Origin of the sequence: Citrobacter sp. JUb117 (assembly GCF_024809055.1) — a bacterium.
Lineage (GTDB): Bacteria > Pseudomonadota > Gammaproteobacteria > Enterobacterales > Enterobacteriaceae > Citrobacter > Citrobacter gillenii.
The window spans coordinates 75,497-97,555 of sequence record NZ_JANUFB010000008.1; the positions used below are offsets into that span (position 1 = coordinate 75,497).

The following is a 22,059-nucleotide window of genomic DNA, read 5'->3' on the forward strand; positions in this document are numbered from 1 at the left end:
TATATAACACGCTGAAAAACAAGAGGACGAGAAAATGAACAAGAATCTAACAGGAATTCTGGGTGCAGCGGCGGTATTGACTATGCTGGCGGGGTGTACGGCCTACGATCGTACAAAAGACCAATTTGTTCAGCCCGTGGTGAAAGATGTGAAGAAAGGGATGAGCCGGGCGCAGGTTGCGCAGATTGCCGGCAAGCCGTCTTCTGAAGTGACAATGGTGCATGCTCGCGGGACGTGTCAGACCTACATCCTGGGTCAACGAGATGGTAAAGCAGAGACCTATTTTGTAGCTTTGGATGATACGGGACACGTGGTTAATTCTGGTTATCAGACCTGTGCCGAGTACGACACCGATCCGCAGGCGGCGAAGCAGTAACGACTGCTTAATGCCTGAGCACTCAACGGAACCGGCCATTGCGCCGGTTTTTTTGTGCCGTACGATCTTATTTAATGTCGCGAATTATTTGCCTGAAATGTGAGGGGTGTCATAACGCCAGGTCAATGAGAGACAATTTAGTTGGTCAAGGAAATACCATCCTCTGGTGCAATCCCGTATACTCATTTCAGCCACCTAAAAAAGTAATTTAGCTGACGCAAGTTACCCAGAGCATGGATGCAGGTTATGGCTTGCGGAGTGTCTGGATGACAGATAATCGCATATGAGGATCGTTTTTATGGAAAAGAAACACATTTATCTGTTTTGTTCTGCGGGCATGTCGACTTCCTTGTTAGTTTCAAAGATGCGTGCGCAGGCTGAAAAATACGAAGTACCGGTTATTATTGAAGCATTCCCTGAAACGCTGGCTGGGGAAAAAGGTCCTGTTGCTGACGTCGTGTTATTAGGCCCGCAAATTGCTTATATGTTACCCGAAATTCAGCGTTTGTTACCTAACAAGCCTGTAGAAGTGATTGACTCGCTGTTATATGGCAAAGTCGATGGTTTAGGCGTGCTTAAGGCTGCAGTTGCAGCAATTAAAAAAGCCGCAGCAAATTAATTATATTTTTTAAATTTCCCGTCAAAGAGTTATTTCATTAACATTCACCGCAATATTATATTGCGGTATTTAAGGGTATTTTTCTATGAGTAACGCTATTGCTTCACTTGAAAAGGTACTCCTTCCTTTTGCTGTAAAAATTGGAAAGCAGCCACACGTTAATGCAATCAAAAACGGTTTTATTCGTTTAATGCCGTTAACCCTCGCAGGGGCCATGTTTGTATTAATCAATAACGTTTTCCTAAGCTTTGGGGAGGGGTCGTTTTTTTATTCAATGGGTATCCGACTTGATGCTTCGACTATTGAGAATCTCAATAGCTTAAAAGGTATCGGTGGGAACGTTTATAACGGTACGCTGGGTATCATGTCATTGATGGCGCCTTTCTTTATCGGCATGGCGATGGCCGATGAACGCAAAGTTGACTCTCTGGCCGCAGGTTTGCTCTCCGTCGCAGCCTTTATGACCGTCACGCCTTATAGTGTGGGTGAAGCCTATGCCGTTGGTGCTAACTGGTTGGGTGGTGCGAACATTATTTCCGGTATTATTATCGGTCTTGTGGTCGCAGAAATGTTCACCTTTGTGGTCCGTCGTAATTGGGTTATCAGATTACCCGATAGCGTTCCTGCCTCGGTCTCGCGCTCCTTCTCAGCACTGATTCCTGGCTTTATCATTCTCTCCATTATGGGGATCATTGGCTGGGCACTGGCAATCTGGGGCACCAACTTCCACCAGATCATCATGGATTCTATTTCGACTCCGCTGGCGTCGCTGGGCAGCGTAGTGGGCTGGGCTTACGTGATTTTTGTTCCGCTGCTGTGGTTCTTTGGTATTCACGGTTCACTGGCGCTGACCGCGCTGGACAGCGGTATCATGACGCCTTGGGCACTGGAAAACATCGCTATCTATCAACAGTTTGGTTCCGTAGACGCAGCATTGGAAGCCGGTAAGACGTTCCACGTCTGGGCAAAACCGATGCTGGATTCCTACATCTTCCTCGGCGGTAGCGGCGCAACCCTGGGTCTGATTATTGCTATCTTCCTGGCATCTCGTCGTCCGGATTATCGTCAGGTGGCGAAACTGGCCCTGCCGTCAGGTATCTTCCAGATTAACGAACCGATTCTGTTCGGTCTGCCAATTATCATGAACCCGGTTATGTTCATCCCGTTCATTCTGGTTCAACCGATTCTGGCCGCGATTATGCTGGCAGCCTACTACACTGGCATTATTCCACCGATTACCAATATTGCGCCGTGGACGATGCCAACCGGGTTAGGCGCGTTCTTTAACACCAACGGTAGCGTTGCGGCTCTGCTGGTGGCACTGTTCAACCTTGGGGTCGCCACGCTGGTGTATCTGCCATTCGTCGTCGTCGCCAACAAAGCGCAGAACGTTATTGATAAAGAAGAAAGCGAAGAAGATATCGCTAACGCATTGAAATTCTAAATTTAATCCGGCATGGCCTTTCGGTCATGCCGGACTGAACCAGAGGAAAGAGTATGTTGGATATCGAAAATATCGTGGATACATCGTCAGAAGCTGAAGAGCTTGAAGAAGTGGTGATGGGGCTTATCATCAATTCGGGGCAGGCGCGTAGCCTGGCCTATGGCGCACTCAAGATGGCCAAACAGGGCGATTTTGAGGCGGCGAAGGCCATGATGGAACAGTCTCGTATGGCGCTGAACGAAGCGCACCTCGTACAAACGAAACTGATTGAAGGCGATCAGGGCGAAGGTAAAATGAAAGTGAGCCTGGTTCTGGTTCACGCACAGGATCACCTGATGACGTCGATGCTGGCACGCGAGCTGGTGACGGAACTGATTGAGCTTCACGAGAAGCTGAAATAGCGAGGAGTGCATGATGCAATTACAGATTAACGCACCGGAAATCAAAACCGTTTACGAGCAGCAGTTGTTTAATGGCAAAAATTTCCATGTGTTTATCTATAACAAAACTGAAAGTATCAGTGGACTGCATCAGCACGATTACTATGAATTTACGCTGGTATTAACCGGTCGCTATTATCAGGAAATCAACGGTAAACGTGTGCTGCTGGAACGTGGTGACTTTGTTTTTATCCCCCTGGGATCGCATCACCAAAGTTTCTATGATTTCGGCGCCACGCGGATCCTTAACGTCGGTATCAGTAAGCGTTTTTTTGAACAGCACTATCATCCTTTATTGCCGTTTTGTTTTGTTGCATCGCAGGTGTATCGGGCGAATAACTCCTTTCTCACCTATATCGAAACGGTCATTGCATCACTGAACTTTCGCGAGAGCGGGCTGGATGAATTTGTCGAAGTGGTCACCTTCTACATTATTAATCGACTCCGGCATCACCGTGAAGAACAAGTGTTGGATGACATTCCACAATGGCTGAGAGCGACCGTGGAAACGATGCACGACAAACGTCAGTTTAGCGAAAATGCGCTGGAAAACATGGTCCAGCTGTCGGCAAAATCTCAGGAATATCTGACTCGTGCCACCCAGCGTTATTACAGTAAAACACCGATGCAGATTATTAATGAAATCCGCATTAACTTTGCTAAAAAACAGCTGGAAATGACCAACTATTCGGTCACGGATATTGCTTATGAGTCTGGTTACAGCAGCCCAAGCCTGTTTATTAAAACGTTTAAAAAACTGACGTCGTTTACGCCCAATAGCTACCGGAAGAAGTTAACTGAGTTTAATCAGTAGCTATTATTTGCCAATAACCCATTTTTATAGCTTGCCCAAAATAGCGTCGGGACAGCCACGCTATATCTGACAAACGGGTTGAGCATAATACACGTCAGTGTTTTGACACTGAAGGGAGAAAGTATGAGCCAGAAATTAAAAGTCGTCACTATCGGTGGCGGGAGCAGCTACACCCCTGAATTACTTGAAGGCTTTATTAAGCGTTATCATGAGTTACCGGTGTCTGAATTGTGGTTGGTTGATGTCGACGGCGGTAAAGAGAAGCTGGATATTATTTTCGACCTGTGCCAACGCATGATCGACAATGCCGGCGTGCCGATGAAGCTGTATAAAACACTGGATCGTCGCGAAGCGCTGAAAGACGCTGACTTTGTGACCACGCAGCTGCGCGTTGGACAACTTAAAGCCCGTGAGCAGGACGAGCGAATCCCGCTGAGCCACGGTTATCTGGGACAGGAGACAAACGGCGCGGGCGGCCTGTTTAAAGGTTTGCGGACTATTCCGGTTATTTTTGACATCGTGAAAGATGTCGAAGAACTGTGCCCGAATGCGTGGGTGATTAACTTTACTAACCCGGCCGGAATGGTCACTGAAGCCGTCTATCGCCATACAAATTTTAAGAAATTCATCGGGGTATGCAATATTCCGATCGGCATGAAAATGTTTATTACCGACGTGTTGGCGTTAAAAGAGAGCGATGATTTATCTATCGATCTGTTTGGCCTGAACCATATGGTGTTTATTAAAGATGTGCTGGTCAACGGCGAGTCACGTTTTGACGAACTGCTCGACGGCGTGGCCTCGGGGCAGTTAAAAGCGTCTACCGTGAAGAACATTTTCGACCTGCCGTTTAGCGAAGGATTGATTCGCTCGCTGAAACTGCTGCCATGTTCGTATTTGCTTTACTATTTCAAGCCAAAAGAGATGCTGGCGATTGAAATGGGTGAATACTATAAGGGCGGTGCACGCGCGCAGGTTGTGCAAAAAGTGGAGAAACAACTTTTTGAGCTGTATAAAAATCCTGAACTGAATGTGAAACCGAAGGAGCTTGAGCAGCGCGGTGGAGCGTATTACTCCGATGCGGCGTGTGAGGTGATCAACGCCATCTACAACGACAAGCAGACCGAGCACTATGTCAACATTCCTCACCATGGTCATGTAGACAACATTCCTGCGGACTGGGCGGTTGAGATGACCTGTACGCTGGGGCGCAATGGCGCGACCCCGCATCCACGGATCACGCATTTTGATGAGAAAGTGCTTGGCCTTATCTATACCATTAAAGGTTTTGAGGTGGCGGCGAGTAATGCGGCACTGAGCGGTGAATTTAATGATGTGCTGCTGGCGTTAAATCTGAGCCCACTGGTGCATTCTGACCGTGATGCCGAAATTCTGGCGCGGGAACTGATCCTTGCCCATGAAAAATGGCTGCCAAACTTTACCGGGTGCATCGAGACGCTCAAAAGCGAACAACACTGATAGAGGTCGGCTATGGAACGCGTACTGATTGTGAATGCGGATGATTTTGGCCTGAGCAAAGGGCAAAACTACGGCATTATTGACGCTTGTCGCCATGGTGTTGTCACCTCGACAACGGCGCTGGTCAACGGCGAGGCCATTGAGCATGCGGTGCAGTTGAGTCGTGAGCTTCCTGAACTGTCTGTTGGCATGCACTTTGTGCTGACGCTGGGGAAACCGCTGACGGCAATGCCAGGGCTGACCCGCGACGGACTGCTGGGGAAATGGATCTGGCAGATGGCCGAGGAGGACACCTTGCCGCTGGATGAAATTTCGCACGAGCTGGCCGCACAGTATCAGCGTTTCATTGACCTGTTCGGCCGGGAGCCGACGCATCTGGATAGCCATCACCATGTGCATATGTTCCCGCAGATTTTCCCTGTAGTGGCCAATTTTGCGGCCCAGCACGGTATTGCGTTACGCATCGATCGTCAGACGGTGTTTGAGGCTGCTGACTTACCTGTTGCGTTGCGCACGTCGCAGGGATTTAGCAGCGAGTTTTACGGCGAGGCGATTTCCGAAGAGCTGTTTTTGCAGGTGCTAGACGCCTCAGCAGACAGGGGCGAGTCCTCGCTGGAGGTGATGTGCCACCCGGCCTTTGTCGATAACATCATTCGACAAAGCGCCTACTGTTACCCCCGCTTAACTGAACTTGATGTGCTGACGTCTCCGGTATTGAAATATGCTATTGCGGAGCGCGGTTATCGTCTCGGCAGTTTTCTGAACGTGTAATTCCTGAGTTTGCGGCGCGTCAATGCGCCGCTTTTTTTAGGCCGGAATGGTGTCGACTTTTCCGCTGCGAGACCAGACACGGTGCGCGGTCATGAGTGCCAGCAAAGTATCCATAAACTGCGCATCTGCGCTGTCCGCTTCTACAATCCCTTCTTCACCCTGATTGCTAACCTTCAGCACGGCTTTCAACTGACGCGCATCGCCTGCCAGCGCAATGGGTTTCAAATGTTTGTATGCTTCCAGTAAGTAGTAACGGGTATCGCCGCGCATGTCGATATCCGCAATATTGCCGCAAGGCACAATGACCGCATCCACGGTCAGTGATGGCGAACCGGCAAAGGTACCGGCGATGTTCAGCACCGAGCCATCGTCGGCAACCACGTTCCCCATCCGCGAATAGAGCAATTTTGCATGCACACCGCGGGACTGGAGAGCTTGCATGATGGTGAGCATATCGGCCGATTTGACCTCGTCATTCAGCAAAATGGCCACTATCCGGCCTTTGATATCGCCTTGTTCCCCTGCGTACAAACTGAGTGATGGGGCTTCAGTTAACCCGTTGACGTCCGCAGGCGGGGCGATTTGCTGCTGTTCGTCGGTTAGTTCAAAACCGAGGTTGTCGGCAACAGATTGTGCAAGGGTGGTATCAATGTGCGCCAGTTGTTCAACCACTCTCTCGCGGATATACGGGCGGGTGACTTTGCTCAGTTCAAAACTGAATCCGCCAACAATATGCTGCTGCTCAATAGGCGTCTGACTTAGCCAGAACAGGCGAGGGTGCGCATAGTATTCGCCGAAAGAGGGGCTTCTTTCACGTATCTTACTGCCTTCAATACGTTCCTGATACGATTCAAAACCCCCGCGTTTAGGGCCAGGTGGCGTTTCGCGCGGCCAGTTATCATTGATCGAGTTTGGTTCGTAGTTGGCCGGGTTGGTATCAATATCCATGCGATGCATGCCGTCGCGCTGGAAATTGTGATACGGGCAGGTCGGGCGGTTAATCGGAATTTCATGAAAGTTAGGTCCGCCCAGACGGCTGATCTGCGTGTCGGTATATGAAAACAGTCGGCCCTGTAGCAGCGGATCGTTGGTGAAATCAATACCGGGGACGATGTGTCCTGGATGAAATGCTACCTGCTCGTTTTCGGCAAAGAAATTATCCGGGTTACGGTTAAGCACCATTTTTCCGACGCGCTGAACCGGAACCAATTCCTCGGGGATCAACTTTGTTGGGTCGAGCAGATCAAAATCGAATTTAAACTCGTCCTCTTCCGCAATCAGTTGCAGTCCCAACTCATATTCCGGGTAATCACCGGCTTCGATGGCCTCCCACAGATCGCGACGGTGGAAGTCAGGGTCTCGACCGGTAAGTTTTTGCGCTTCATCCCAAACCAGAGAGGCTTTGCCTGCCAGGGGTTTCCAGTGGAAGCGTACAAAGGTGGCTTTGCCTTGCGCGTTAATCAGTCGAAACGTGTGGATGCCAAAGCCTTCCATCGTGCGATAGCTACGAGGTATCCCACGGTCTGACATGGCCCACATCACGTTATGCAGTGTTTCTGGCTGTAAAGAGACGTAATCCCAGAAGGTATCATGCGCGCTTTGTCCCTGTGGAATAGCCCAGTGCGGCTCTGGTTTAACCGCGTGGACGAAGTCCGGGAATTTATGGGCGTCCTGGATAAAAAACACCGGTGTATTATTTCCTACCAGGTCAAATATCCCCTCTTCGGTATAAAACTTTGTGGCAAATCCGCGAATATCCCGGACCGTGTCTGCTGAACCGGCGCCGCCCTGGACGGTGGAGAAACGCACAAAAACCGGGGTTATCTTATTTGCCTCGCATAGGAAGTCGGCTTTGGTGACGGCACTTAAATCGGCATAGGACTGAAAGTAACCATGCGCGGCGGAGCCACGAGCATGAACGATTCGTTCCGGAATGCGTTCATGATCAAAATGGGTAATCTTCTCACGCAGGATAAAATCCTCGAGCAGCGTCGGCCCACGGTTTCCGGCGCGTAATGAGTTTTGATCGTCTGCAATGCGGACACCCTGATTGGTGGTCAGGGCAAAATCTTCACTGCCTTTACGAAAAGGCTCCAGTGAGTTGAGTTTGTCATTAACGGTGTCGGGGGCCTTTGCACTACCAGGGGCAGTGGGCTGCATGCCCGGCGGTGTGGGTTTGGCGTCGGGTTTGTGCGAGCCGTCTGCGGGGGCCAGGGAATCTAGCCCTGGTCTGGATTCGCTGGCATCATGAACCGGTGCCGGGTGATTGAGTGGATGCTTGTCATTCTGCGACATGAACTCGTCTCCTGTTTTCATTGCTGAAAGGGTCGTTGTTGCTGTCAAAAACATTAACTATAGACCACGCATCCAGGTGAGCCGGGATCCGTTGAAGGGGAATACTGTAATGAACAAGGCAAACAGCGCACGCAAGGCAGGACGTCAGGGCGCAAAATCGGCTAAGATAGCGTTTTTCTGATTTTTAGAATTTGTCTTTAGTGAAGCAACTGATTATGAAACCTCTTCGCCAACAAAATCGCAAGGTTATCAGCTACGTTCCGCGTGTGGAGCCCGCGCCACCAGAGCATGCGATAAAAATGGATGCGTTTCGTGACGTATGGATACTGCGCGGAAAATATGTCGCTTTTGTCTTAATAGGAGAGGCGTTTCAACGTTCGCCTGCGTTTACGGTTCCGGAGTCGGCGCAACGCTGGGCAAACCAGGTCCGTCAGGAAAACGAACTGAGCGATTAATGGGATATAAGAAAACCGCCGGAGCATGATACTCCGGCGGTTTTTTACGCTTCAGGAAACCGGTTTAACGGTGTGCCAGTTCGGCGTTATCGTCACTGTCCAGAATCGTTTTGTCGGTTTGCTTCAGCCACTGACTGGTGAGCGTACCGGCAGTCATGGAGCCACTGACGTTCAACGCAGTACGACCCATATCGATCAGCGGTTCTACGGAGATCAGTAGAGCGACCAGCGTAACCGGCAGGCCCATCGCCGGCAGCACGATCAGTGCGGCAAACGTTGCACCCCCACCCACACCCGCGACTCCGGCGGAGCTAACGGTCACAATACCGACCAGCGTTGCAATCCACATTGGGTCGAGCGGGTTAATCCCCACAGTCGGCGCAACCATCACTGCCAGCATTGCCGGGTACAGCCCCGCACAACCGTTTTGACCAATCGTGGCGCCAAAAGAGGCGGCAAAGCTGGCAATCGACTCAGGCACACCCAGACGACGGGTTTGCGCTTCCACATTCAGCGGAATAGACGCAGCGCTGGAGCGGCTGGTGAAGGCAAACGTCAGTACCGGCCAGACTTTACGGAAGTACTTCAGCGGGCTCACGCCGTTAATACCCAGCAGAATACCGTGTACCACGAACATGATGCCCAGACCGAGGTACGAAGCCACCACGAAGCTGCCCAGCTTAATAATGTCCTGCAGGTTGGAGCCGGCAACCACTTTGGTCATCAACGCCAGAACACCGTACGGCGTCAGCTGCATCACCAGACGAACCAGCTTCATCACCCAGCTTTGCAGGGTATCAATAGCGGTTAATACGCGTTCGCCTTTCGGGGCATCATCTTTCAGCAGTTTCAGGGCAGCGACACCAAGGAATGCGGCGAAGATAACAACGCTGATAATGGAGGTTGGGTTAGCGCCAGTGAGATCGGCAAACGGGTTTTTCGGGATAAACGACAGCACCAGCTGCGGCACGCTCAGGTCGGCAACTTTACCCACGTAGTTGGTTTCGATGGCGTTCAGACGGGCGGTTTCAGCACCACCCTGTACCAGTCCATCCGCCGTCAGGCCGAACAGGTTAGTGACCAGTACCCCAACTAACGCGGCGATAAGTGTTGTAAACAGCAACGTCCCGATGGTCAGGAAGCTGATTTTCCCCAGCTGAGAGGCGTTGTGCAGACGCGCAACGGCGCTGAGGATAGAGGCAAATACCAGCGGCATGACGATCATTTGCAGAAGTTGAACATAGCCGTTGCCGACAATGTTGAACCACTGTACAGAATCTTTCAGTACCTGGCTGTCTGAGCCGTAAATCGTATGCAGGGCAAGGCCAAATACCACGCCCATAACCAGACCAACCAGTACTTTTTTGGCCAGACTCCACTGTTTGTGACGGGCTTGCGCCAGCACGAACAGCAGTACAACGAACACGATAATGTTCGCGATTAATGGAAAGTTCATCCCCGTTCTCCTGATCTTTTTTTATGTATCACCGAACTACAGTGATTCTGTTGGCGCAAGATTAGCAGAACTGTGACTTGCCTCTTATATTCAAATGGAATTGTTTATGCCAAAAATGACATTTTGGCCGATTTCTTAATCAGCCTGGTGTTTTATAAAACGATTAAACTGCATTTGTAGCGTATTAATCATCTGCGATGACCAGCGTACTGCACTGTTTTCAGGCAAAGTTTGTGGCATCCAGATAGCCCAGGCAAACAGCGCCATGCATAAAAAACGCTCCAGCTGGTTGCCTTTTTGCGGTACGAGGATCGGCAGGCGAAAGCGCCAGCGGCAGGGCCACAGCAGAGGAACGCCGGCTGGGGTCAGCATATCGGCCAGAATATGACTAAGGTAGCCGAGCACCATCCCCTGTAACGCATCCGCCGGGATTATCCAGGTCTCGGGTACTTTCAAATAGAACGTCGCCAGCAAGGCAAACACCGCCAGCAGGCTATGCGTAAACCCGCGATGACCAAATGCCCGGGCTATGGGCTTTGAGACCCACTTCAGACGCTGCCCCAGCAACGATTTGGGATGATCGATATCGGGCAGCAGGCAGGTCAAGATAGCTGAAGGAACAATATGCCACCAGTCACCCTGCGCGAGAACGGGCGTCAGTTCGGCATTCTTGGCAAATACCGCACAGGCAATAGAAAAAAGAAGGTGGCCTTCCGCCGTCATGATAAAACCCAATAAACTGTCAATTCATACAGTATAGGGGTTTTATACAGTAGGTGAAAGAGGTGACGTTGTAACCCTTTGTCACAAATAAGCGATTAACGTGCCAGCCAGCCACCGTCGACGGCCAATGTATAGCCATTAATGTAGTCAGAGGCGCGGCTGGCAAGGAATACCGCCGGGCCTTTCAGGTCGTCAGGCGTTCCCCAGCGTCCGGCCGGAATACGGTCGACAATCTCCTGATTACGGTCAGCATTGTCCCGCAGTTGCTGCGTATTGTTGGTCGCCATGTAGCCCGGCGCAATGGCATTGACGTTAATACCCTGTGCGGCCCATTCATTGGCCAGCAGGCGGGTTATGCCCAGCACGCCGCTTTTTGAAGCGGTGTAGGAAGGTACGCGGATACCGCCCTGGAAGGAGAGCATTGACGCAATGTTGATGATTTTTCCGCCCTGACCCTGGCTCAGGAATTGTCTGGCGACGGCCTGTGACAAAAAGAAAACGGATTTGAGATTCAGGTTCATCACATCATCCCAGTCTTGCTCACTAAAGTTCAGGGCGTCCTCACGGCGAATGGTCCCCGCGTTATTGACCAGAATATCGATCCGACCAAAGGTGGAGACCGTTTGCGTCACGATATCGTTCAGCGAGTCCTGCTGGCTGAGGTCGGCCTGGATAGTCAGAAAGCGTCGCCCGAGTGCATGGATTTTCTCAGCGGTTTGCACAGGAATTTTACGATTGACGCCGACCACGTCGCAGCCGGCCTCCGCCAGCGCGACCGCCATACCTTGCCCAAGCCCGGTATCACATCCGGTGACGATTGCTACTTTACCTTCAAGACGAAAAGCATCCAAAATCATATTCACCCCGGCTATCAAATGGTTTTAACGCATGCTGTGAGTTAAAGAATAGGAGAGGCTGGCAGGAAATACAATGAAAAGTGAAACAACGTTTCAAAAATATGACTGGTCTGGCAAAACGGGCAATGCAACCATTGCCCATCAGGGAATTATCCGCGTAGATGCGTGACGGTGAGATCGGCCAGCGAGGTCAATTTAACGTCAGCAAGAACAAAGCGGGCATCGTCCTGGTTCTCATGTGCAGGTACGACGATCGCGCGCATGCGTGCTGCTTTTGATGCAATCATGCCGTTGACAGAATCTTCCAGCGCTACGCAAGATAAGGGCTCCACACCCAATTTTGCCGCGCAGTCGAGGTAGACCTGAGGATGCGGTTTGCTGTAGGGCAATTTCTCTGCCGAGGCCAGTGCGTCGAAGCTGTCGCGAAGATCAAACATCGTCAGCACTTTTTCCAGCATGTGCAGCGGGGAGGCCGATGCCAGACCCACTCGTAAGCCCTGGGATTTGCACAGCGCGACGGCTTCACGTACGCCAGGCAGCAGTGGTTTTGTCTCTTCAACCAGGGCGATAGCCCGGGTGATAATGCGATCGGTGACCTCCTGGCGAGATGGGCCGCTCCACGGTTGCTGGGCGAACCACAGATCTACAACCATATCGATACGCAGCCCCAGCGTATCGGGCAGTTCATGGCGGCGAGTGATATCTACGCCTAAACTTGCGATCACATCCAGTTCAGCCTGATCCCAAAGGGGTTCAGAGTCGACCAGTAATCCATCCATATCGAAAATTGCAGCAAGAATTTGACGCGGGGTTGACATCACAACCTCTCCTTTGAACATGAAACAGCAGGGATTAAGAGCCTGGGTGAACCGGCTCTCAGCGTTCATTATGGCTAATCCTCGATTATACCGCCTTTAAAGATCAGGCGAAAATGGTTATCAACGGGTAAACTTAGGCCAAAATGACACGTCTTAATCAAGGGGAACTCATGACGTATCAACAAGCTGGACGCATTGCTGTCTTGAAAAGGCTGGTGGGATGGGTGATTTTCATCCCGGCGCTGATTTCAACGCTGGTTTCAGTACTGAAGTTTATGTATGCGCACAGTGAAAAGCAGGAGGGGATTAACGCGGTGATGCTCGACTTTGCCCACGTGATGATTGACATGATGCGGGTAAACACTCCCTTTCTTAACCTGTTTTGGTATAACTCACCGACACCTGATTTTCAAAGCGGACTGAATCTGGTTTTCTGGCTGATTTTTATTCTTATTTTTATCGGGCTGGCGATGCAGGATTCGGGTGCTCGCATGAGCCGTCAGGCTCGTTTTTTACGTGAAGGCGTTGAAGATCAGCTGATTCTGGAGCAGGCGAAGGGCAGTGAAGGGTTATCGCGAGAGCAGATTGAGTCGCGTATTGTCGTGCCGCATCATACGATTTTCTTACAAATATTCCCGCTCTATATTTTGCCGGTTATCGTCATCGTGATTGGCTATTTCTTCTTTTCGCTACTAGGTTTTTTGTAAGCGCGTCACTATCAGGCCCACGCGAAAGCTGCGGGCCTGATTAGCAAATAACTCCGCTATATATCTGTTAAGCCGCCAGTATCCTGTCCATCGCTTTCTGCGCCACCACCATATGTTGCCCGCCGAACAGAATCGCCCGATTCAGCAGCGTATAAAGCTGATAGACAGGCTGCCTGTCGAGAAAATCCAGCGGCAGGGGGGAAACCGACTGATAGCCGTCATAAATTTGCGGTGGCTGATCGCTATGTAATGGCAGCATTGCCAGGTCGCACTCTCTGTCGCCCCAATAGCAGGCGGGGTCAAAGATATAGGGACCATGAGGGCCAAGGGCGCAGTTCCCCGACCACAAATCGCCATGCAGTAGTGAAGGCTGTGGCTGGTGTGATGACAAACGCTGCTGAACATGGTCAACAATGGCGTCAATATTGCCAAACGCGATCCCTTTTTCGGCGGCAAGCTCCAGTTGCCAGCCAATCCGCTGTTCTGCAAAAAAGGTAGACCAGCGACGCTGCCACGTATTGGGTTGTGGCGTGGTAGAGAGTGCATTATCAAAGTCGAGGCCAAACTGCGGCTGATCGCTCCATTCATGAAGATGTGCGAGCTGTTGTCCGAGAATAAAGGCGTTGTGGGCATCCAGTGGACGGGGAGGGAGGAAATCCATCACCAAAAAGCTGTAGTCTCTGTCTGCACCGACCGCCCAGACCTTGGGGACTGAAACGGTATTGCTGCGGGAAAGCAGTTCCAGCTGGTCGGCTTCTGCCGTAAAGCCGGTTAATAGCTCCCTTTCATCGCATTTGACGAAAAAATCGCGCCCCGCATAGCGTAAATGCCATGCGGCGTGGATCTCACCGCCGGGCAGTTCATTACGCAGCTCGATTTCGCCTTCACCGAGTTGCTCGCTTAAAAGACGACTGATAGCCTGCCACATGATGTCTCTCCCCATGTTGTCTGCCAGATCATAAGGTTAGCGCAATAATGCGGTAAAAAAACACGAACCAACGCACACCGTGGACGCGTTATCGCTGAAAAAGCACGTAATGTTTGTTGCTATTTCACTCCTTGCCAGAGCGCTGCAGTTATGGGTTCACGTGATCCACTGCTTTGTTATCACGTGATTTTTCAGCATAGACGCATAACACGTATGTCGACAGTTTTGTCGGTAAATCCCCCTGATGATGAGGTGAAGAGCATTACCGCGAAAGGTATGCGTATATTTTCTGCGTATCGTCCTGCGAGCATAAACGGGTACCCTGATTGAGGGTTGCCGCGCTACCTGCCGCTACGCCAAAACGAACAATATCGTCAAATGGCGCATTCTGTGCCAGCTTCAGTGTCATCGCGCCGACCATACTGTCACCCGCGCCAACGGTACTTTGGCTCTTAACCGGCGGGGGTACCACCTGTACGCAGGTTTCACCGTCAACGCCCAGTGCCCCTTGCGGTCCCAACGAAACGACAACACGTTGCGCTTTACCGCTGTGCACAATTTCCTCTGCGGCCTTACGGACGTCATCAGGTTGTGTGAGTTCGCGGTTAACCAATGCGCTGAGTTCTTTGAGGTTGGGTTTGACCAGTTCGATATTGCCGAGCGTTAATGCGGCAGTCAGTGCCTCACCTGAGCTATCAACAATGCAGCGAATGCCCTGCTTTTGTGCCGCAGTAATAAGCTGGGTGAGTTTTTCAAGCTTCACGCCGGGTGGCAGGCTGCCGCTTATCACCAGCAGCGCGCCGGACTCAATTTCCAATACCTGATCCTGAAGCTGGTGGAACTCGTCATCGGTAAGTGTTGCTCCAGGCATAACAAATCGATACTGCTCGCCGCTGGATTCTACGTGGACGTGAAGATTTTGCCGGGTCCAGTCTTTGGCCTCTATGGTGGCGACCGGGACATTTTCATCGGCAAGCAATGATACCAAGTGTTCCCCGGTAGCGCCGCCAGCCGGAAAGATAGCCGTTGCGTTTCCGCCAAGATGAGCAATGGCGCGGGCCACGTTAATACCACCACCACCGGGTTCAAAAACCGGCGAGGTGCAGCGAAGTTTACCTTCGGGATAGATTTGCGGGGTGATTGTTGCGCTATCGAGAGAGGGCGCAAGTGTTAACGTATAGATACGTACCATCTTTACCTCCTGTTAGGCTGTCCTCAGTCTGGCACTTAATGTGACGAAAGTGAAGTAATTAACAACATGATTTATCGCATCTTTATTTAAAATTATCTCTGCAAAGATATATAAATAAAATTACGGTTTAAGAACGCTCTTATTCAAAAAATGAAATAAGAAATTATTGCTATGTTATTCGAGTCTTTTTATAATTTGTTACCTTTCAAGGGGCTTTTGTCATTGATCCCTATGAAAGTTTCCGAGACCGTAATGGTCTCTTTTTTTGTTGTACGGACTCTTTATAAATGAAGCTTTTGAAGACAGTACCCGCAGCACTCGTGCTGATGGGGGGCGTGTTTGCGTCAATGCATGCCGCCGCCGATGATTCCGTTTTTACTGTCATGGATGACCCCTCCAGCGCGAAAAAACCCTTTGAAGGTAACCTGAACGCGGGATACCTCGCCCAGTCAGGCAACACAAAAAGTTCTTCTTTAACCGCAGATACCACCATGACCTGGTACGGTGAAACCACGGCGTGGTCTCTGTGGGGCAATGCCAGCAATACCTCGTCGAATGATGAACGCTCTTCGGAGAAATACGCCGTAGGTGGTCGTAGTCGTTTTAATATGACGGATTATGATTATCTGTTCGGACAGGCCAGTTGGTTGACCGACCGCTACAACGGTTATCACGAGCGTGACGTACTGACTGCAGGTTATGGTCGTCAGTTCCTTAATGGGCCGGTACACAGCTTCCGTTTCGAATTCGGTCCAGGCGTACGCTATGACGAACACACCGATGGCACAACCGAAACGCAGCCGCTGGGTTATGCGTCAGGCGCTTATGCGTGGCAGATGACGGACACCACCAAATTCACACAAGGGGTGTCGGTGTTTGGTGCTGAAGATACGACGCTTAACTCTGAAACCGCGTTAAATGTGGCTATCAACGAACACTTCGGTTTGAAAGTGGCTTATAACGTCACCTGGAACTCAGAACCACCGGCTACGGCACCGGAACATACCGATCGTCGTACGACCGTTTCGCTCGGCTATCGTATGTAGTAAAAAACCGGGTCAAATAAATGGCCCGGCTTTTCCAAATAAAATTCCAGTGTTATTATTTTCTGACCGGCATTTTAATTTTTTCGAAAAAAACTTTTCTTCATACTTTCTCCATAATTACTCTTTTGGGTACATATTCAATTTATTTGACACGAATTGATAAATAAATTGACTAGGAAAAAGTGTGAGCCAGATCTACACTCTTACCTACAGGCAATTAATCGCCTTCAGACCTTAGTATTAATTCAAGTAAGAGAAGATACCTATGAAAAATATCAAAGCGACGGCTGCTGTCATCGTGCTTTCTGCGCTGTCCTTCGGCGTGTTTGCCGCCGTTCCGGTCACCAACGCACCGTCTGATAACACGACACAAGTCGGCATCACGCATGCCTCTGATGTGGAAGCAGGTTCAAATATCGCGCCTGGTTCCCAGTCTACCGGCCAAAGTATGAATGATGCGTTTAATGTTCATACCCTGGTTGCTGGCGAATGGTCTTAATATATTCATTAGTGTCCAGACGTCTACTCAGCCAAATGTCGTAATGAAAAACCGGATATTGATGTGCCGGTTTTTATTTTGTCATAAACAGTAAAGTAATATTGAAATATCTTTTTTAATTTATTGGGTGCATCTGTGTACATCGCGAAATAACGCAAGGTACGATTTATTAACGGCGTGACGGTTCAACCCCAAATCATTGCTGCCCACCTTAGCATCAACATTGCCGCGCAAATGACGAGCAGTACCACAACCATTTTCCAGTGTTTTTTGGCAAAGCGATTTTTTGGCATGGTTCTTTCCTGGTCAGTAACAATGATTACCGCATAGTGTAACAAAGACGGCAGGGCGCCAGTGAATTGATTTACATCATAGATGGCGCGTTGATTGTCGCTTTGAACGACCCGTAATGCCGTGTACACTGTCAAGCGGTGTTATCAAAAAGCGGGTGTAGGTTACAGCGTTGCCAGTCAGGTAATGCGTGACATATTTCGCAGAGTGAAGCGGGAATCAGCCCACACCTTTTTGATAAATTTTAAATAGTGAAACTTTGTATGTGCTCTTACGTGTGGGGCACCACTGCAAATAAGGATATAACATGCCTGTTATTACTCTTCCTGATGGCAGCCAACGCCATTACGACCACGCTGTAAGTCCCATGGATGTTGCGCTGGACATCGGTCCAGGTCTGGCGAAAGCTACTATCGCTGGCCGTGTAAACGGTGAGCTGGTTGATGCTTCCGATCTGATTGAACAGGATGCGAAACTCTCCATCATCACCGCTAAGGATGATGAAGGTCTGGAGATCATTCGTCACTCCTGTGCGCATCTGTTAGGGCACGCGATCAAACAACTCTGGCCGCACACCAAAATGGCGATCGGACCGGTTGTTGACAACGGCTTTTACTACGATATCGATCTTGACCGTACGTTAACCCAGGAAGACGTCGACGCGCTCGAAAAGCGGATGCACGAGCTCGCTGAGAAAAACTACGATGTCATTAAGAAGAAAGTCAGCTGGTACGAAGCGCGTGAAACGTTCGTGAAGCGTGGCGAGACCTATAAAGTCTCTATCCTTGATGAAAATATTGCCCATGATGACAAGCCCGGCTTGTATCATCATGAAGAATACGTCGATATGTGCCGTGGCCCGCACGTGCCGAATATGCGTTTCTGTCATCACTTCAAACTGATGAAGACCGCTGGGGCATACTGGCGCGGCGACAGCAACAACAAGATGTTGCAGCGCATTTATGGTACTGCATGGGCCGATAAAAAAGCGCTGAGTGCCTACCTGCAACGTCTGGAAGAAGCGGCTAAACGCGACCACCGTAAAATTGGTAAGCAGCTTGACCTGTATCATATGCAGGAAGAAGCGCCAGGTATGGTGTTCTGGCATAACGATGGCTGGACAATTTTCCGTGAACTGGAAGTTTTCGTTCGTTCGAAACTGAAAGAATACCAGTATCAGGAAGTGAAAGGCCCGTTCATGATGGACCGTGTGCTGTGGGAAAAAACAGGGCACTGGGACAACTACAAGGATGCGATGTTCACCACCTCTTCAGAGAACCGTGAATACTGCATCAAGCCAATGAACTGCCCAGGCCACGTTCAGATCTTTAATCAGGGTCTGAAATCGTATCGCGACCTGCCGCTGCGTATGGCGGAATTTGGTAGCTGTCACCGTAACGAACCGTCAGGTGCGCTGCACGGCCTGATGCGCGTACGTGGCTTCACTCAAGATGATGCGCATATCTTCTGTACCGAAGAGCAGATTCGTGATGAAGTTAACGCCTGCATTCGTATGGTCTACGATATGTACAGCACCTTTGGCTTCGAGAAAATCGTCGTCAAACTGTCCACTCGCCCCGAGAAACGTATCGGTAGCGATGAAATGTGGGACCGTGCTGAAGCGGACTTAGCGGTTGCGCTGGAAGAAAACAACATCCCGTTTGAGTTCCAACTGGGTGAAGGCGCATTCTACGGTCCGAAAATTGAATTTACCCTGTATGACTGCCTCGATCGCGCATGGCAGTGCGGTACTGTACAGCTGGACTTCTCTCTGCCGTCTCGTCTGAGCGCCTCTTATGTTGGCGAAAACAACGAGCGTCAGGTACCGGTAATGATTCACCGCGCGATTCTTGGGTCAATGGAACGTTTCATTGGTATCCTGACCGAAGAGTTCGCTGGCTTCTTCCCGACCTGGCTTGCGCCGGTTCAGGTTGTGGTCATGAATATTACCGATTCGCAGTCTGAATACGTCAACGAATTAACGCAGAAACTACAAAATGCGGGTATTCGTGTAAAAGCAGACTTGAGAAATGAGAAGATTGGCTTTAAAATCCGCGAGCACACTTTACGTCGTGTCCCTTACATGTTGGTCTGTGGCGACAAAGAGGTAGAAGCAGGCAAAGTTGCCGTGCGTACCCGTCGTGGCAAAGACTTGGGCAGCCTGGACGTAAGTGAAGTTATCGAGAAGCTGCAACAAGAGATTCGCAGCCGCAGTCTTCAACAACTGGAGGAATAAGGTATTAAAGGCGGAAAACGAGTTCAAACGGCACGTCCGAATCGTATCAATGGCGAGATTCGCGCCCTGGAAGTTCGCTTAACAGGTCTGGAAGGCGAAGCTTTGGGTATTGTGAGTCTGAGAGAAGCTATCGAAAAAGCTGAAGAAGCTGGAGTAGATTTAGTTGAAATCAGCCCTAACGCCGAACCGCCAGTTTGTCGTATTATGGACTACGGCAAGTTCCTTTATGAAAAGAGTAAATCTTCTAAGGAACAGAAGAAAAAGCAAAAAGTTATCCAGGTTAAGGAAATTAAATTCCGTCCTGGCACCGACGATGGCGATTACCAGGTAAAACTCCGCAGCCTGGTACGCTTTCTGGAAGAGGGTGATAAAGCTAAGATCACGCTGCGTTTCCGCGGCCGTGAGATGGCTCACCAACAGATCGGTATGGAAGTGCTTACGCGCGTCCGTGACGATCTGAGTGAACTGGCAGTGGTCGAATCCTTCCCTACGAAGATCGAAGGCCGCCAGATGATCATGGTGCTCGCTCCTAAGAAGAAACAGTAAGGCCTTCAAGTAGCAATTCCTGTGGAGCCTACGGGCTTCGCAGGTTTTGTTCGCCTATGTTTCGTTTATTAACAATGCGAAGTGGAAGTTATTAAAATGCCAAAAATTAAGACCGTACGCGGTGCTGCTAAGCGCTTCAAAAAAACCGGTGGTGGTGGATTTAAGCGTAAGCACGCAAACCTGCGTCATATTCTGACCAAAAAATCTACTAAGCGTAAACGTCACCTGCGTCCAAAAGGCCTCGTGTCTAAAGGCGATCTGGGTCTGGTTATCGCGTGCCTGCCGTACGCATAAGCCGTTAACGTTTAATTAATTTTTTTACTAAGAATATAGATACAGGAGAGCACATATGGCTCGCGTAAAACGTGGTGTAGTTGCCCGTGCACGTCACAAGAAAATTTTGAAACAAGCTAAAGGCTACTACGGTGCGCGTTCTCGCGTATACCGCGTTGCCTTCCAGGCTGTTATCAAAGCTGGTCAGTACGCTTATCGTGACCGTCGTCAGAAAAAGCGTCAGTTCCGTCAACTGTGGATTGCGCGTATCAACGCAGCAGCACGTCAGAACGGTATTTCTTACAGCAAATTCATCAACGGCCTGAAAAAAGCCTCTGTTGAAATCGACCGTAAGATCCTGGCTGACATCGCAGTATTCGACAAAGTAGCGTTCACCGCTCTGGTTGAAAAAGCGAAAGCAGCTCTGGCATAAGCCGGTGAAAAGAGGGAGCCTGGCTCCCTCTCTTTTATTTGTAGCGTAATCAATTAGTTGACAATTCACCCGTAAGCCTTTTCAATAAAGGTTGTCCGGTTTTTACTACATAAGGTAACGCAAGCATGAATGCTGCTATTTTCCGCTTCTTTTTTTACTTTAGCACCTGAATCCGGGAGGCTAGCGCGTGAAAGAAGAAACGGAAAACAGCGCCTAAGAGCCTCCCTGGTGGAGGCTTTTTTTATACACGTAATCCTTCAAGCGGCCCCTGTATTGGCTGCATTTTGCTCTCTTGCCGCCTGGATGCAACTTGAATGATTTTGTGTATATATGAGCGACATATGAATATCGCCACACAACGAGGAAAACCATGTCACATCTCGCAGAGCTGGTTGCCAGTGCAACGGCCGCCATTAACCAGGCTTCAGATGTTGCCGCATTAGACAATGTCCGCGTCGAATATTTGGGAAAGAAAGGGCATTTGACCCTGCAAATGACAACCCTGCGCGAACTGCCGCCTGAAGAGCGTCCGGCAGCAGGTGCGGTTATCAATGAAGCCAAAGAGCAGGTACAGCAGGCGCTGAACGCGCGTAAAGCTGATTTAGAAAATGCTGCGCTGAATGCACGTCTGGCAGAAGAAACCATTGATATCTCCCTGCCGGGCCGTCGTATTGAAAACGGCGGGTTGCATCCGGTCACACGTACCATCGACAGGATTGAAAGCTTCTTCGGTGAGCTCGGATTTACCGTGGCGACGGGACCGGAAATCGAAGATGACTACCACAACTTCGATGCGCTGAATATTCCAGGCCATCACCCGGCGCGTGCTGACCACGACACGTTTTGGTTTGACGCCACGCGCCTGCTGCGTACCCAGACCTCTGGCGTGCAGATCCGCACCATGAAAGAAAAACAGCCGCCAATCCGCATTATCGCGCCGGGCCGCGTGTATCGTAACGACTACGATCAGACGCACACCCCGATGTTCCATCAGATGGAAGGCTTGATTGTTGATACCAACATCAACTTCACCAACCTGAAAGGCACGCTGCACGATTTCCTGCGTAACTTCTTTGAAGAGGATCTGCAGGTACGTTTCCGTCCTTCCTATTTCCCGTTCACTGAGCCTTCTGCAGAAGTTGACGTAATGGGAAAAAATGGCAAATGGCTGGAAGTGCTGGGCTGCGGTATGGTCCACCCGAACGTGCTGCGTAACGTTGGTATCGACCCAGAAATCTACTCAGGTTTTGCCTTCGGTATGGGTATGGAGCGTCTGACCATGCTGCGTTACGGCGTCACCGATCTGCGTTCTTTCTTCGAAAACGATCTGCGTTTCCTCAAACAGTTTAAATAAAGGCAGG

General features: G+C 50.2%; 25 protein-coding genes and 1 other annotated feature. Of the genes, 17 read left to right on the top strand and 8 right to left on the bottom strand.

The window, feature by feature from the left end:
* Nucleotides 1–34 precede the first annotated feature (34 nt).
* From osmE to chbG, 7 genes are all read left to right on the top strand, one after another.
* Entirely contained in the window at nucleotides 35–376 is a 342-nt protein-coding gene (osmE, locus tag M2374_RS18075) for an osmotically-inducible lipoprotein OsmE (RefSeq protein ID WP_096757272.1), read from the top strand.
* 298 nt (nucleotides 377–674) lie between these two features.
* On the top strand, nucleotides 675–995 hold the full coding sequence (gene chbB, locus M2374_RS18080; RefSeq protein ID WP_003832547.1) for a PTS N,N'-diacetylchitobiose transporter subunit IIB: 321 nt from the start codon (nucleotides 675–677) through the stop codon (nucleotides 993–995).
* Between the two features lie 85 nt (nucleotides 996–1,080).
* A complete protein-coding gene (gene chbC, locus M2374_RS18085) occupies nucleotides 1,081–2,439 on the top strand; it encodes a PTS N,N'-diacetylchitobiose transporter subunit IIC (protein WP_115258672.1) in 1,359 nt (452 codons plus the stop codon).
* 53 nt (nucleotides 2,440–2,492) lie between these two features.
* Nucleotides 2,493–2,840, top strand: coding sequence for a PTS N,N'-diacetylchitobiose transporter subunit IIA (gene chbA / locus M2374_RS18090; RefSeq protein ID WP_096757270.1), 348 nt, complete (start codon nucleotides 2,493–2,495; stop codon nucleotides 2,838–2,840).
* Between the two features lie 10 nt (nucleotides 2,841–2,850).
* Nucleotides 2,851–3,693: a transcriptional regulator ChbR gene (gene chbR, locus M2374_RS18095; protein ID WP_117342988.1), complete on the top strand. Its 843-nt coding sequence runs from the start codon at nucleotides 2,851–2,853 to the stop codon at nucleotides 3,691–3,693.
* 123 nt (nucleotides 3,694–3,816) lie between these two features.
* Nucleotides 3,817–5,172 carry a 6-phospho-beta-glucosidase gene (locus M2374_RS18100; RefSeq protein WP_181688200.1) on the top strand — a complete coding sequence of 452 codons (1,356 nt, stop codon included), beginning with the start codon at nucleotides 3,817–3,819 and terminating at the stop codon, nucleotides 5,170–5,172.
* Between the two features lie 12 nt (nucleotides 5,173–5,184).
* A complete protein-coding gene (gene chbG, locus M2374_RS18105) occupies nucleotides 5,185–5,943 on the top strand; it encodes a chitin disaccharide deacetylase (protein ID WP_137363008.1) in 759 nt (252 codons plus the stop codon).
* A 36-nt stretch (nucleotides 5,944–5,979) separates the two neighbouring features.
* Here the strand turns inward: chbG and katE are convergent, their stop codons facing one another.
* Entirely contained in the window at nucleotides 5,980–8,238 is a 2,259-nt protein-coding gene (gene katE / locus M2374_RS18110; RefSeq protein WP_181688199.1) for a catalase HPII, read from the bottom strand.
* Between the two features lie 191 nt (nucleotides 8,239–8,429).
* Between katE and cedA the strand changes: the two genes are divergently transcribed.
* A complete protein-coding gene (cedA, locus tag M2374_RS18115; protein WP_115258667.1) occupies nucleotides 8,430–8,693 on the top strand; it encodes a cell division activator CedA in 264 nt (87 codons plus the stop codon).
* Nucleotides 8,694–8,757: 64 nt separating this feature from the next.
* On the opposite strand, the gene tcyP is transcribed toward cedA, so the two are convergent.
* From tcyP to hxpB, 4 genes are all read right to left on the bottom strand, one after another.
* Nucleotides 8,758–10,149: a cystine/sulfocysteine:cation symporter gene (tcyP, locus tag M2374_RS18120; protein ID WP_096757263.1), complete on the bottom strand. Its 1,392-nt coding sequence runs from the start codon at nucleotides 10,147–10,149 to the stop codon at nucleotides 8,758–8,760.
* A gap of 135 nt (nucleotides 10,150–10,284) precedes the next feature.
* Nucleotides 10,285–10,872, bottom strand: a complete 588-nt coding sequence (locus tag M2374_RS18125) for a metal-dependent hydrolase (protein ID WP_096757262.1) — start codon at nucleotides 10,870–10,872, stop codon at nucleotides 10,285–10,287.
* Nucleotides 10,873–10,967: 95 nt separating this feature from the next.
* Complete coding sequence (kduD, locus tag M2374_RS18130) at nucleotides 10,968–11,729, bottom strand: 2-dehydro-3-deoxy-D-gluconate 5-dehydrogenase KduD (RefSeq protein WP_181688198.1); 762 nt, start codon at nucleotides 11,727–11,729, stop codon at nucleotides 10,968–10,970.
* A 149-nt stretch (nucleotides 11,730–11,878) separates the two neighbouring features.
* Nucleotides 11,879–12,547, bottom strand: a complete 669-nt coding sequence (hxpB, locus tag M2374_RS18135; protein WP_096757260.1) for a hexitol phosphatase HxpB — start codon at nucleotides 12,545–12,547, stop codon at nucleotides 11,879–11,881.
* A gap of 170 nt (nucleotides 12,548–12,717) precedes the next feature.
* Between hxpB and M2374_RS18140 the strand changes: the two genes are divergently transcribed.
* Nucleotides 12,718–13,254 (top strand): YniB family protein, encoded by a 537-nt coding sequence (locus M2374_RS18140; protein WP_115258665.1) that lies wholly within the window; start codon nucleotides 12,718–12,720, stop codon nucleotides 13,252–13,254.
* Nucleotides 13,255–13,321: 67 nt separating this feature from the next.
* Here M2374_RS18140 and M2374_RS18145 read toward each other — a convergent pair whose 3' ends face one another.
* Both M2374_RS18145 and pfkB read right to left on the bottom strand, forming a co-directional pair.
* Nucleotides 13,322–14,182, bottom strand: coding sequence for a fructosamine kinase family protein (locus M2374_RS18145; RefSeq protein WP_117342995.1), 861 nt, complete (start codon nucleotides 14,180–14,182; stop codon nucleotides 13,322–13,324).
* 262 nt (nucleotides 14,183–14,444) lie between these two features.
* Nucleotides 14,445–15,374 (bottom strand): 6-phosphofructokinase II, encoded by a 930-nt coding sequence (gene pfkB, locus M2374_RS18150; protein WP_117342996.1) that lies wholly within the window; start codon nucleotides 15,372–15,374, stop codon nucleotides 14,445–14,447.
* 287 nt (nucleotides 15,375–15,661) lie between these two features.
* Between pfkB and M2374_RS18155 the strand changes: the two genes are divergently transcribed.
* Entirely contained in the window at nucleotides 15,662–16,420 is a 759-nt protein-coding gene (locus tag M2374_RS18155; RefSeq protein ID WP_115258663.1) for a YdiY family protein, read from the top strand.
* Nucleotides 16,421–16,685: 265 nt separating this feature from the next.
* The gene (locus tag M2374_RS18160; RefSeq protein ID WP_096757255.1) at nucleotides 16,686–16,919 is read left to right on the top strand and encodes a hypothetical protein; all 234 of its coding nucleotides are present in this window, start codon (nucleotides 16,686–16,688) and stop codon (nucleotides 16,917–16,919) included.
* Between the two features lie 185 nt (nucleotides 16,920–17,104).
* Here the strand turns inward: M2374_RS18160 and yniD are convergent, their stop codons facing one another.
* On the bottom strand, nucleotides 17,105–17,212 hold the full coding sequence (yniD, locus tag M2374_RS18165) for a small membrane protein YniD (protein WP_096757254.1): 108 nt from the start codon (nucleotides 17,210–17,212) through the stop codon (nucleotides 17,105–17,107).
* A 305-nt stretch (nucleotides 17,213–17,517) separates the two neighbouring features.
* Between yniD and thrS the strand changes: the two genes are divergently transcribed.
* The 6 genes from thrS (at nucleotide 17,518) to pheS (ending at nucleotide 22,052) form a co-directional block, all read left to right on the top strand.
* Complete coding sequence (gene thrS / locus M2374_RS18170; RefSeq protein ID WP_096757253.1) at nucleotides 17,518–19,446, top strand: threonine--tRNA ligase; 1,929 nt, start codon at nucleotides 17,518–17,520, stop codon at nucleotides 19,444–19,446.
* Between the two features lie 3 nt (nucleotides 19,447–19,449).
* Nucleotides 19,450–19,992: a translation initiation factor IF-3 gene (gene infC / locus M2374_RS18175; protein ID WP_071830666.1), complete on the top strand. Its 543-nt coding sequence runs from the start codon at nucleotides 19,450–19,452 to the stop codon at nucleotides 19,990–19,992.
* A 96-nt stretch (nucleotides 19,993–20,088) separates the two neighbouring features.
* Entirely contained in the window at nucleotides 20,089–20,286 is a 198-nt protein-coding gene (gene rpmI / locus M2374_RS18180; protein WP_003030583.1) for a 50S ribosomal protein L35, read from the top strand.
* A 55-nt stretch (nucleotides 20,287–20,341) separates the two neighbouring features.
* Nucleotides 20,342–20,698 carry a 50S ribosomal protein L20 gene (gene rplT, locus M2374_RS18185; RefSeq protein WP_003030578.1) on the top strand — a complete coding sequence of 119 codons (357 nt, stop codon included), beginning with the start codon at nucleotides 20,342–20,344 and terminating at the stop codon, nucleotides 20,696–20,698.
* A gap of 120 nt (nucleotides 20,699–20,818) precedes the next feature.
* Nucleotides 20,819–20,943 (top strand) — a sequence feature (Phe leader region).
* On the top strand, nucleotides 20,824–20,868 hold the full coding sequence (pheM, locus tag M2374_RS18190; protein WP_001386830.1) for a pheST operon leader peptide PheM: 45 nt from the start codon (nucleotides 20,824–20,826) through the stop codon (nucleotides 20,866–20,868). Its footprint overlaps the feature before it by 45 nt.
* Nucleotides 20,944–21,068: 125 nt before the next feature.
* Nucleotides 21,069–22,052 carry a phenylalanine--tRNA ligase subunit alpha gene (pheS, locus tag M2374_RS18195; protein ID WP_045442121.1) on the top strand — a complete coding sequence of 328 codons (984 nt, stop codon included), beginning with the start codon at nucleotides 21,069–21,071 and terminating at the stop codon, nucleotides 22,050–22,052.
* The last annotated feature ends 7 nt before the right edge of the window (nucleotides 22,053–22,059 follow it).